The sequence below is a fragment of the Shigella sp. FC1544 genome (assembly GCF_001722145.1).
Taxonomy (GTDB): Bacteria; Pseudomonadota; Gammaproteobacteria; order Enterobacterales; family Enterobacteriaceae; genus Escherichia; species Escherichia coli.
Window position 1 is genome coordinate 1 of sequence record NZ_MECT01000529.1, and the last position, 234, is coordinate 234.

Sequence of the window (234 nt, forward strand, 5' to 3'; positions counted from 1 at the left end):
CGCAACAGGCTGTTTTTTATACTTGCACCGATTCCCGGGCACACTTAGCCTGTGTCAGGCCGGCATATACCTCAGCAGACTGATATCCCGCGCGTTTTTTCTTCAGCCCCTCCACATTCAGTCCCGCGATGGCCCGGCGGTATACCATCCGGCCGCCACACAGCACGCATTCGAACGGGTCACGACTCAGGAACTGTTTCACCATTTGTGCATAGCACACTTTCGCCACTGGTT

The 234-nt window shown here is 55.6% G+C and carries 1 pseudogene; it reads right to left on the reverse strand.

The window, feature by feature from the left end:
• Positions 1 to 54 precede the first annotated feature (54 nt).
• Positions 55 to 234, reverse strand: a pseudogene (locus BGK49_RS28235) (IS91 family transposase); the annotation flags it as partial.